We start from the raw sequence: 11,827 nt of genomic DNA, 5'->3' as shown, positions 1-11,827 counted from the left end.
CCACGGGCGAACGAAGGTCACGGGAAACGCCGCTGCGGCCCCGCCGTCTACGGCAATCCCAGCGAGTGCAGGAAGGCGTCGACCCGCGCGGTGAGCTCGCCGGGCGTGCCCAGCTGCGCGTTGATGTTGCCGTGACGCAGGTCGATCGGCGCGACTTGGACCTTGCCGCCCAGCGAGGTGGCCTTGCTGGCGAAGCCCTGGGCCTGCGCGCAGGCGTCGGCGCGCCGGCTGGAGCACACCAGCAGCATCGGCACCGGCGCGCGGCTCAGGCGCAGCGTCGGCGAGGCCGCGCGCCACAGCTCGCGGTCGTTGCCGAAGGCCTTGTCGTAGAGCGAGAAATGCTGCTGCTCCATGATCTGGACCACGTCGTATGCGGCGCTGTCCAGCGAGACGGTGCCCAGCCACGAGCCGGCGCCGGCGCGGGTGGCGATCGACGGATCCGCGCTCAGCAGGGTGACCAGGTGCGCGCCGGCGGAATGGCCCATCAACACGAAGCGCGACGGATCGGCACCCCAAGCCTTCGCCCTGCCCTGGGCGAACGCCAGCGCGCGCGCTATGTCGTCGGCTTCGCCCAGCGGGGTTACCTGCGGCACCAGCCGGTAGCCGACCGACACCACCAGGTAGCCCTTGGGCAGCCAGTACTCGACCTTGTTGTTGACCACGCCCGCGGCTTCCTTGTCGCCGCGCGCCCAGCCGCCGCCATGCACCATGAAGATGACCGGTGCGTTGCGCGCGTTCGCCGGCCGGTACACGTCCATGCGTTGTTCCGGATCCGGACCGTAGGCAAGATCGCGTTCCAGTTGCGCGCCGTTGGGCAGCACCACCGGCTCCATGCGACCAGCCCGGCGCGGCTGGCCGTCGGCAGGGCCGGCCGCGCGGCGCTCGGCCATCCGTTGCTTGAAGCGGTCACGCATGTTCTGGCCGGAACACGCCGGCGCCATCATCACGCCCGTCAACACCAGGGCGACCATGAGCTTTCCCATCGACGAGACCATCATCGGCTTCCATCCTCGGTGACATGGCGGCGAAGGCCGCCATCGGTTGCGCCGGCGATACTTGCACACCGCAAGGCACGTCCGGGTGATGCCCGCGACCGCCGCCGGCGGCGGCGTTCAGCCTGGGTTTCGCCTGCGCCGCGGTCACGGCCGGGGGTCGTGCGAGGCCAGGTAGACCTCGCAGCCGCCACGTGGATTGTGGACGTAGCCTGAGCCGTCCAGCGGCATGATTTTCGGCCCCCACGGGTTGGCGGTGCCCATGAACAGGCCGTGCGGGGTCGAGGCCAGCGTGCGCAACCCCATGTTGTACGGATTGCCCATGCCGTTGGTGGTGACCGGCACCCAGTTCTCGCCGTCGAAGCTGCGGTACAGGTCGAACCCGGACTGGTAGTCGAGGATGTTCTGCGGCCCGACGTGGGCGACGACATCGGCGAAGGCTCCGGGCCAGCGGCTGCGGTTGACGTAGCCCAGGATGCTGCTCCATTCGAACGTGCCCATGTACAGCCAGCCGTCGTGCTCGCACATGCGCCAGAAATAGCCGTTGAAGAAGTTGTCGAAGCCGGCCAGCCGGCCCGACAGCGGTTCCTTGCGGCCCTGCTGCGTGTCGCGTGGAGTGCCGACGATCAGGTCCCAGCTCAGGTCAGGATGCAGCCGGATCAGTTCCGCGGCGCCGGGGCCGATGTTGTTCTGGCGGTCGATGCCGCCGCCCTGGATCCCGGTGCCGATGTACAGGCTGCCCTTGAACGGGAACAGGCTGAGCACGCCCTGGTTCAATGGCCCACGGCCCGCTCCCTGTTCCAGCACCCGCTCCCACAGGTACGGCGCGTCGCCTTCGCAGGTGCTGCGCCACAGCTGGAAGCCGGCGTGGTTGAGCGTGCCGACGTAGAGGTGGTCGCCCCAGGCGCACACTTCGTGCAGCGACTTGTTGCCGACGTCGCCGAAGCCGAAGTCGCTCACCGGCTGCCAGCCGCCGCGCGCCGGATCGCTGCTTTCGTAGATCACCGAATGCCCCGAGACATTGGTGTTGCCGCCGCGCGAACCCGCGGGGGTGGTGTACAGCTTGCCCTTGAACGGCACCATCGACCGGATCGTGGTCACCGGCAACCCGACCAGGCCGGGCTCGCAGGTGACCTCGAAGTTGCGGCCGTCCTCGGTCGCCATGATCACCGGCCCCGGTCCGCGCGCCGGCGACCAGGTGCTGATGAACAGCTTCTGCGGGTCGGCGCCGTCGCGATCGTAGACCGCGATGGCGCGATAGCTGATGTCGCGCGGGATCTGCTTGCCGTGGCTGCCGGTGATCATCGGCGACTTGAACACGCGCTCCCAGCTGTCGGCCAGGGGATCGTAGGCCCAGATCTCCGCGCGCAGGTCCAGCTCGAACGGATCCTGCGGGCACTCGACCGGCCACATGTCGATGCCCAGCGACAGCCGCGAGCGCATCAGCGCGAAGTTGTCGCGCATCGTGGTGACGTAGAGGCGGCCCTTGAACCACGCCATGGAGTGCGTGTACGAATTGTGGCCGTCGCCGAAGCCGCGTTCGGCGATCCGCCGGAAATCATGCTTGCCGAAGCCGCGCGGGATGCCCAGCCGGTTCACCGCCGGCCCGCTCATGCCGTCACCGCCGGTGCCGGCGCGAACATCGCCGCGATTTCCGCGTACGCATCGTCGCGATTGGCGAACGGCCCCATGCGGCATTGTTCCCGGGTCATGAAGTACCAGGCGCCGTCCTCCATGAAGACGCGATCGCCGCGGATGTAGTTGCGGCGCGCCTCGCCGGCGCGGTTGCGCCGGCGCTCGGCGGAAAAATCGCCGCCCCAGAAGCGTTCGCAATCGGAGATCACCGCCAGCGGCCGCGATACCGGGAAGAAGTGCCCGGCATCGCGCACGCGCCGGAACTCGGCCTGCGGCCACACGTCCAGCAGGGCTTCGCCGGTCAGGCGGGCATGCGAGTTGTCGCCGTACAGCGCCAGCATCGGGCAGCGCAGCGCGCGCAGTTCCGACAGTGCCAGGCCGTCGTCGCCCATCATCTGCGCCCGCGCGGACGTCGTGTCCATCAGGGTGAGCCATTGCTGCGCGGTGCGCCGCGCCGACCTGCCCATCAGCGGACTGACCAGTTCGGCCAGTTCCTCCGGCACGCTGGCGCCCTGCAGCTGCCACTGCGCCATGCGCGTGATCAGGTGGTAGCCGAAGTAGGGGTCCTGGGTATCCAGGTCGAGGCCGTGCCGGTCCAGGATCGGCTGTAGCTCGCGGCCGTAGCGCCACTGCTGGTCCGCCTCGAGCCTGCGCACCGCCGCGATGTGGCAATCGGCGAGCACCAGGCTGCTGACACGGCGCGGTTGTTCGCAGGCGAGCTTCAAGGCCACCACGCCGCCGAAGCTGTGGGCGATGAAATGCGCCCGGTCGATGTGCAGGTGGTCCAGCAGCCCGGCGAGGTCACGCGCCATGACGCCGGGCGAATAGCCGTCGGCCGGCATGTCCGAGCGGCCGTGGCCGCGCAGGTCGAGCAGGGTCACGCGAAAGCGGCGCGCGAACTCGGGCGCGAACGGCAGGTACCAGAACGCGAGGTTGGTGGCCAGGCCATGGACCATGACCAGGTCCTCGCGCACGCCATCGCCGCCGTCGTCGGCCTGGACGTAGTTCAAGCGCACCCCGTTGACGATCGCTGTCGGCACGACTACTTCCTGTTTCCGCGCAGCGGCCGCTGCGTGGTCGTTGCGCCGATGCTGGCGGCGCTGGTGGCGCGCAGCGTTTCGACGTGCGCGGCGCGCGGGCGCGGGGTGTTCATGCGTAGGCCTCCATGTCCGTCATGATCGCAGGCGTCGCCACCGCGATGATGGTGTCGCCGCGGCGCACGACCCGGGTGTCGACCATGCCCAGGGGATGCTCCACCCGCATGTTTTCGCAGGCAGCGTCCGCCTGGCGGATGGCGAAACCGGCCGGTTCGCCCTGCAGCCCGATGCCCAGGCACTTGGCGGCGGCTTCCTTGGCGCACCACAGGCGCAGGACGCGTTCCTCGAGCGCGGCGCCGGCAAGCCCGTAGACCAGACCCTGCTCGTGCGGGGCCAGCGACTGCGCGACCAGCTCGGGCTGCTTGACGCGCCCCAGGCCCTCCAGGTCGACGCCGACAGGCACGTCCGGCGACGCCAGCGCCACCAGGCACGACTCGCCGCTGTGCGACAGCGAAACCCGCGGCGCATCGACCAGCGAACCGTTCCACCAGCCGTCGACGTACGGCGCCCCATGCTCGTCGTGCAGCACCACGATGTCGGCCGAGTACAGCAGTTGCCCGGTCTGCGCGTGGATCCAGCAGCGCACCGCTTCCTTCAGCGCGGCGCGCCCGGAAAGCCATTCGCGATGCCGGCGCACCGAACCCTGCAGCACCCGCCACTGCCCGCGTTCCTGTTCGCTCAACAGCACGTGCGCAAGCACGCGCATGCAGATCCCGCCGGACTGCGTGCACAGCTCCCCCGGGATCAGCGGCAGTTCCCACAACGCCACGCCGTCCACGGCCAGCGGCTCGGCCGGCGCGCCGAGAAAGCCCTGCAGCGGGTTGACGCGCGCCATGTGGTAGCTCGGCGGCACCCGGAAGAACAGGTTGCCCATCGCGCGGCAGCGCAACAGCACCCGGCCCTCGCCGTCAACGCAGTCGAACTGCCAGTCGCGCGGGGCGTTGATGTCGGTGCTGACGCCGTCGGCCGGGCGCTGGCGCCCGCGCACCACCACGCCTTCGCGGTCGGCCGGGCACGGTTCGTACAGCTCGATGCGGTCGATGTGCGAGGGGAAGGAATGGAATTCCGGGCCCACGTACTGCACCAGCCAGCACGGCGCGACCTGGCTCAGGGCGTCGAGCAGCACCGGGTTGAGCACCAGTTGCGGCGTATGCCCGGGGGCGAAGAAGTCCGCGAGCCCGACCTCGCTCAGGCGCACGTCGATGCCGGTGTCGTCCCAGGCGAGGATTTCGCGGATGCTCTGGAACACCGGGCCATGGAACATGGCATGGCGGTCGGTGGTGTACAGGCTCGGCACGTGGATGTTCCAGGGCCGCGGGTCGGCCAGCGGCGCCACTTCGGCCAGTTGCCAGTCGCGCTCGAAGCGGAACTCGGCGCTGACCGCGATCCCGCGCGGCGTGGTCACATGCGCGGCATAGTGGTTGCGCGCGCGGTCGATCACGCGCGCATGCACCTCGACGTCGAGCGCGCCGTCGTCGAGCGCGATCCAGTCGAAGGCCTTGACGTTCTCGATCACGCTGACGTCGTAGCGACCCGCCAGCGCCGCGCAGGCCTCGGCCATCAGTTCCAGGCTGACCATGAACGGCACGCAGGCCAACCCGAACAGGTCCGGATCGCTTTCCGATACCGGGCCGGAAAGCACGTGGTCGCGGATGAACTGGTCGTGCTCGAGGCTGACGTGGCAAGCGGCCAACAGGTGCGCGTCGTCGTGCTCGATGATGTGGTCCAGCAACGGCGTCCGGCTGTCGACGTCGTGCAGTGTTTCCGCCGCCTGCGGCATGCCCACAGCGGCTGCATGCGGCAGTGCTTCCATCAGGCCGCGCTGCTGGTCCAGGAAGTCGCGCATGATGTCGAAGTACTCGGACATGACGCGCGCGCGGCCATCGTCGTCCGGCGCCGGCGCAGCGACTGGCGGCATGGCGCCGGCCGCGTCGGCTTCGGCCACGCCGGCGGCCGTTGCCGCCGGCGCGACGGCCGCCGCGACGCCCGCCGGCGACGGCGCCTGCGCTAGCCTGCGGACCTGCTCGCGTTCGTCCTCGTTCAACCGCACCATCGGCATGGTGTTGTCCAGCACCGGCGGCTGGCGCACGCTGGCGGTAGCGTCGAGGTCGACGGCAACAAGTTCACGCCGGCCGTACAACTTGCCGAGGTCGAGCTCGCGGCCGGCGACGTAGAGCTGCGCGAGCGTCGCCAGCAGCTGCTCGACGCCGTTCCTGCGGCGCACGTTGCTCGACAACGCCAGGCAGTCGCGGTCGGCGAGGATATCGTTGACGAAAGCGGTGAGGTTGCCCGACGGGCCGACCTCGACGAACACGCGCACGCCGTCGTCGTGCATCCGGCGGATGGTCTCGCGGAAGCGAACCTTCTGCGACCATTGCCCCGCGGCCAGCGCGCGCACCTGCGCCGGGTCGTCCGGGAACAGCCCGACCGACGCGCAGGAATACAAGGGCAGCTTCGGCCGCTCCAGGCCGATGTCCCCGTAGTACTGCTCGAACGCAGCGCTGACTTCGGCGAACGCGGGGGTGTGGTAGCCGCGGTCGAACGGCAGCGGCATGCAGATGGCACCCAGATGCGCGAGGCCGTCCTGCACGTGGGCGATGTCGGCGGCGCTGCCGTACAGCACCATCTGGTTGCTGCAGTTGTCCATCGCCACCTGGACGTCGCGGCCCTGCTGCGCGAGGTAGCGGTCGACCTCTTCCGCCGGCAGTGCGCCGACGGCAAGCAGCGCGCCAACCGGAATCTTGCCGGACTGCAGCAATGCGTCGTAGACCGCGTAGTGCCTGCTGATGCAGTCGGCCAGTTCCTGTGCGCTGGACGCGGCGTTGGCGCCGCAGGCGGCCAGCGCTGCCGACTCGCCGGAACTGTGGCCGAGCATCACGTCGGCGCGCACGCCGAGCGAGGACAACAGCGCGTGCATCGCCATGCCGCCGACGAACACCGCCTCGGACCCCACGTCCATCGCGTGCAGGCGCTCCTCGAGCAACGCGCGGCGCGCGTCGTCGACTTCGCTGCTCGGGAACACGATGTCGGTACGCGCCTCGCCGGCCGGCAGGCCGTACAGGCCGCGCCAGAAATCCAGCCACTGGCGCACCTCGTCGAAGCACAGCGCCAGGTCGGCGAGCATGTGCGGGTATTGCGAGCCTTCGCCAGGGAAGACGAAGGCGAGCTTGCCGTCGTTGCGGCGGTGGTCGTAGAACACGCGGCCACGGCCGCCCGGGCCCGCGCCGACGTTGCCTGCACGCACCTTCGACAGCGCCTGGCCGATGCCGCTGGCCAGTGTCTTCGCATCCTTGGCGATGATCGCGACCCGATGCCCGGCGCCTGCATCTTCCTGCACCAGCGCCGCCGCGATCTGCGGCAGGCGCCAGGACGGATTGCGCTCGACCGTAGCGGCCAGGCGCTCGAGTTTCTGCTCCAGCGCCGCGGCGCTGTCGGCCGACAGCACGAACAGTTCCGCCGGCCAGTCGGTCATCTGCCCCGGCACGCGCGCCGCTTCCGGCGCCTGCTCGAGGATCGCGTGGGCGTTGATGCCGCCGAAGCCGAAGGAATTGACCGCGGCGCGGCGCGGCTGCCCGGGCGGCGCCATCCACGGCGCGGTGCGGGTATTGACGTAGAACGGGGTCTGGTCGATGCCCAGTTCGGGATTGACCCGGTCGCACAGCGTCGGTGGCAGCGTGCGGTGGTGCAGCGCCAGCGACATCTTGATCAGGCTGGCGATGCCCGCGGCCGGGATGCAGTGGCTGATCATCGACTTGACCGAGCCCAGCGCCTTGGTGCCGACCGGCGCGCTGCGCCCGCCGAACACCGACTTGAGCGAGGCAATCTCGGTCTGGTCGCCCAGCGGGATGCCGGTGCCATGCGCCTCGACCAGGTCGACGGTGGCCGGATCGACGCCGGTCGCCGCGTACGCGCGGCGCATCGCGAGGGTTTCGCCGTCGTGGCTGGGCGCGAGCAGGCCGGTGCCGCGGCCGTCGCTGGAATGGCCGACGCCGCGCAATACCGCGTACACGCGGTCGTTGTCGGCGATGGCGTCGTCCAGGCGCTTGAGCACCACCACGCCCAGGCCCTCGCCGAGCAGGGTGCCGTCGCTGCCGGCCTCGAACGGGCGCACCTTGCCGCGCGCGCTGAGCGCGCCGAGCTGGGTGAAGCTGGCGTTGACGTCGGCGGGCAGGGTTGCGTTGACGCCACCGGCGAGCATCATCCGGCTGCGCCCGGCGCGCAGTTCGTCGGCGGCCGCGGCCACCGCCAGCAGCGACGAGGCGCAGGCCGCGTCGAGCACGTAGTTCGGCCCGCGCAGGTCGAGCCGGTTGGCGATGCGCCCGGTCATCATGTTCGGGACCAGGCCGGGCGCGTTGTCGGCGTTGGTGGGCGGCAGCTTCTTCTGCAGCATGCCGCGCAGTTCGCGCAGCGCGTCCTCGCCCATGTGCGGGATCGCCGCACGGACCAGGTCCATGGTCTGGTCGAGGACGATGTTGTTCTGGATGACGGTGACCTGGCCGGCATGCAGGTAGGCGCTGTGGCCGAGCACGATGCCGGTTTCCGAATGGTCGGCGGCGGGATCGAGGTAACCGGCGTCGGCCAGCGCATCGCGCGCGACGCGCAACGCCAGGTACTGGTCGGTCTCGCCGCCGGCCACCGAGTTCGGCATGATCCCGAACTCGCGCGGGTCGAAGCGATACAGGTCCTTCAGGTAGCCGCCGAACGGGGTCTTGATCCGCCCGGCCTCCAGGTAACGCTGCGCGCCCCAGTCCGCGACCGGTTCGCCGATCGCATCCACGCCCTCGAGCACGTTGTTCCAGAACCCGTGCAGGTCCGGCGCCTGCGGAAAGATGCAGGCCATGCCGATGATCGCGATCGGCGTGGATGCCGCCGCGGCCTGCGCGGATCCCGCATCGGCAATGGCCGGGGCCGGGCCCACCGGTTCAAGCCGCGACATGCGCCGCCTCCCGTGCCGTGCCGCCGAAGCGGTTGAGCGCGGCGCTGGCCACGCTGTCGAGTTCCTCGATCGCCATGACCGCCTCGCCGTGCTCGTCGAGGAACAGCACGTTGCCGCGGATCAGGGTCGGATCGTCGGTGGGGATCCGGGTGTACTGCATGTGCAGGCGCGCGGGGAACCGGTCCCGATAGCGCACCACGCGCCCGAAACGGGTCGGCAGCGCCGATTCGTCGCGATAGGCGCGCGACCACAGCCACGCCATCTGTGCGGCTGCGTCCAGCAGGCCGGGGTCGAAGATCCACGCAGGCGCATCCGCCGCGGCATCGTCGAGCCACTGCGCCGGTTGCGTACTGCGCACGCGCGCGCCCGCGCCCGCCGGCGACAGTCCGTCGATGTCTTCGATGACCTGGAAGCGCGGGCCATGGAACAGCCATTCGTCGTAGGCCTTGGCCACGGCCAGCGCCTTGTCGTCGTGGAACACGCGCTCGGCGCGCGCCGCCGGCGGCAGCAGCTGTTCCAGCCGCACCACGCAGCGGTAGTGGGTCATGGCGCGACCGCCGCCGAGCTCGCTCTGCAGCGACGCCACGACGTCGAAGCCTTCGCTGCTGCCATAGGGCGGCGGCGCGATCCGGACCTGCAGGTTGCGCGCCGCGCCTTCCAGCGCCAGGCCGCTGAGTTCCACGCCCTTGAGCAGCTTGTGCTCACGCACCTCGACCACGCGCCAGCCCGGCCACAGCGTGCGCGCGGCCTCGGCCATCAGCTCCAGCGCGACCGCGGCCGGCAGCACCGGCTTGCCGTCGAGCACGTGCTCGTGCAGGTAGCGGTGGCGTCGCGGGTCGAGCAGCAGCGGCAGGATCCGCTCGCCTCCCGGACCCGCGAGCTCCTGGCTGCCCTCGATCAAGGGGCCGGTCGCCACCGCGGCATCCATCGCCGCCGCCTGCTGACGGATCACGCCGAGCTCGGCTTCGCGCGAATCCCACAGCGCTTCGCCGCAGACCACCTCGACCGGCGTGCCCGCGGCGCGCGCGAGTTCCTCGCGGAACAAGCGCCGTCCCAGTGCCGCCGAAACCAGCCGCACGCCCTGCGCCGCGAACTTGGCTTCGGTGTCTGCGGTCACCATGCCGGCGCCGAACTTGGTCGCGCCCCACGGCCCCCAGCACAGCGCGCTGACGGCCACGCGCTCGCCCCAGCGTGCCTGCAACGCCAGGCACATCCGGTTCATCAGTTCGTTCGCGGTCGCGTAATCGGACTGGCCGCTGTTGCCGTAGCGTCCCGCGACCGAGCTGAACACGGTGAGGAACTTCAGCCGCGACGGATGCACCCACTTCTGCAGCAGCAGCAGGCCGATGACCTTGGTTTCAACCACGCGCGACCAGCTGTCGCTGCGCTTGTCGGCCAGCAGCTTGTCCTCGATCACGCCGGCGCCGTGGACGATGCCGTCGATGCGCCCATGGCGCGCGACCACGTCCTGGACCAGGCCGCGGACGCCATCCTCGTCGGTCACGTCGATGGCGTGGTATTCGACCGCGGCGCCGGCGGCGCGCAGGTCGGCGAGGTTGGCACGCATTTCGCGCAGCGCCAACACGCCCTGTACCCGGCGCTGGATCTCGCCCGGGGTCAGCTTCGCGGCGCCGCTGCGCACCTGGGCGACGTAATGCAGGCGCAGCGCTTCGGCGTCGGGCAGCGAAGCGGTGTCTTCCGGTTCCTGCCCCGGCAGCGTGCTGCGCCCGGTCAGCACCAGGGTGTTGCCGGGACGCGCCAGTTCGCGCAGGACTTCGGCGGTGATGCCGCGGGCGCCGCCGGTGGCAAGCACCACCAGTTCCGACAACGCGGCCTCGCGCGCGGGATCCGCGACGACGTCCTCGGCAACGGTATGGAACACGGTGCGCTGGCCGTCGGGATAGCCGACTTCGATGCGACCGCCATCGAGCTCGATCTCGTCCAGCAGTTCGCTGGCCAGCTGCGCCGCAGTGCGCCCTGGCTCCAGGTCCACCGCCTTGACCCGCAGGCTGCTGCGCTCGGCGCGCAGCGATTTCACCGCGCCGACCGCGCCGGCGACCAGGCGCAGCTCGTCGCCAGCGGAGCCGTCGCGCCCGAACAGGCCGCCCAGGTCGCTGGCGGCGACCACGTGCGCGTCCTCGGCCAGGCGTGGCCACAGCTCCCGCAACAGCAGGAACAGCGACTTCTCGTGGTCCTGGAGCGCCTGCCGCCATTGCGCGGGGCCGGCCTCCTGCGACAGCGGCGGGGTCCCCAGCGCGGCCAGGTGGACGATGCCGGCGATCGCCTGGGCGTCGAACCCGGCACACCACTGCAGCAGGGTTGCTTCGTCGGCGAGCAGCGCCGGTTCGATGAGGGTGACCTCGATGCCACGCGCGCGCAGCGTGGTCGCAAGCGCCGCGGCAACGCCGAGACGGTCGCCGGTGAGCACGAAGTGCCCGGGCGTCAGCCGCCGGGCCGCCTGCGGCGGCAGGGGTTCGCGCCGGGGGCGCATCACCGCGCGCGGCGGCGCGACCTCGACGGCGCTCGCCACGGCCGCTGCCGGTGCTTCCGCGGCCGCCGTGTCGGCTGCCGTCCGCGCCACGGCGGCGGTCGCGGCCTGCTCGACCACCGCGAGCATGCCCTGCAGGCTTGCCTGCGTGTTCAGCCGGCTGCGATCTCCCGCCAGGGCTTCACGGTGGTGCGACGGCAGCCGCTGCAGCAGGCTGCCGACGATCTCGATGCGCTTGATCGAGTCGATGCCCAGGTCGGCTTCCAGGTTCTGCTCCAGCCCGACCATGTCGCGCGGATAACCGGTCTTCTCCTCGACCAGGCCGAGCAGCAGGTCGACGAGCGCGGCCCGCGACGGTCCCTCCGCATGGCCTGCAACCGCGGCAGCGGCCTCGGCCGGAGCCGCGGCGGCGACCGGTGCCGCGACCGCGGGCGTCGTGATCGGCACCGATGCCGCGACCGGCACGGGCACGGGCACGAGCGCCTGGGGCGCCGCGGGCGCGAGTGCGGCGGCCTGGAACGCAGCCGCCAGCGAAACCATCGGAGCCTCCGTTTCCACGGCGGCCGGTGCCTGGCCGAGGAACGCGGACATGACCCGCGACTGCGTCGCCAGGAACTGGCGCATGGTCGCGAAATACGCCGAAAGGATCTCCGGATCGGTCTTGCCGCTCATGCCTGTC

The 11,827-nt window shown here is 70.8% G+C and carries 5 protein-coding genes; all 5 read right to left on the bottom strand.

What is annotated here, in order from left to right; translation table 11 throughout:
* Positions 1–47: 47 nt before the first annotated feature.
* The 5 genes from MQC88_RS10250 to MQC88_RS10230 all read right to left on the bottom strand — a co-directional run bounded on the left by MQC88_RS10250 (position 48) and on the right by MQC88_RS10230 (position 11,820).
* The gene (locus MQC88_RS10250; RefSeq protein ID WP_243321678.1) at positions 48–983 is read right to left on the bottom strand and encodes an alpha/beta hydrolase; all 936 of its coding nucleotides are present in this window, start codon (positions 981–983) and stop codon (positions 48–50) included.
* Positions 984–1,139: 156 nt separating this feature from the next.
* Positions 1,140–2,606, bottom strand: a complete 1,467-nt coding sequence (locus tag MQC88_RS10245; protein ID WP_243321677.1) for a hypothetical protein — start codon at positions 2,604–2,606, stop codon at positions 1,140–1,142.
* Positions 2,603–3,667, bottom strand: coding sequence for an alpha/beta fold hydrolase (locus MQC88_RS10240; RefSeq protein WP_243321675.1), 1,065 nt, complete (start codon positions 3,665–3,667; stop codon positions 2,603–2,605). The genes MQC88_RS10245 and MQC88_RS10240 overlap by 4 nt, the downstream gene beginning before the upstream one ends.
* A gap of 109 nt (positions 3,668–3,776) precedes the next feature.
* Positions 3,777–8,660: a type I polyketide synthase gene (locus MQC88_RS10235; RefSeq protein WP_243321673.1), complete on the bottom strand. Its 4,884-nt coding sequence runs from the start codon at positions 8,658–8,660 to the stop codon at positions 3,777–3,779.
* Positions 8,647–11,820 (bottom strand): SDR family NAD(P)-dependent oxidoreductase, encoded by a 3,174-nt coding sequence (locus MQC88_RS10230; protein WP_243321670.1) that lies wholly within the window; start codon positions 11,818–11,820, stop codon positions 8,647–8,649. The genes MQC88_RS10235 and MQC88_RS10230 overlap by 14 nt, the downstream gene beginning before the upstream one ends.
* Positions 11,821–11,827: the final 7 nt, after the last annotated feature.

The sequence above is a fragment of the Cognatiluteimonas sedimenti genome (assembly GCF_022808325.1).
Taxonomy (GTDB): Bacteria; Pseudomonadota; Gammaproteobacteria; order Xanthomonadales; family Xanthomonadaceae; genus Cognatiluteimonas; species Cognatiluteimonas sedimenti.
This window is presented reverse-complemented; position numbering and strand designations above follow the sequence as displayed.

Coding starts and splice junctions, on each gene's coding strand:
- MQC88_RS10250 (WP_243321678.1), bottom strand. CDS start 983: ATGGGAAAGCTCATGGTCGCCCTGGTGTTGACGGGCGTGATGATGGCG.
- MQC88_RS10245 (WP_243321677.1), bottom strand. CDS start 2,606: ATGAGCGGGCCGGCGGTGAACCGGCTGGGCATCCCGCGCGGCTTCGGC.
- MQC88_RS10235 (WP_243321673.1), bottom strand. CDS start 8,660: ATGTCGCGGCTTGAACCGGTGGGCCCGGCCCCGGCCATTGCCGATGCG.
- MQC88_RS10230 (WP_243321670.1), bottom strand. CDS start 11,820: ATGAGCGGCAAGACCGATCCGGAGATCCTTTCGGCGTATTTCGCGACC.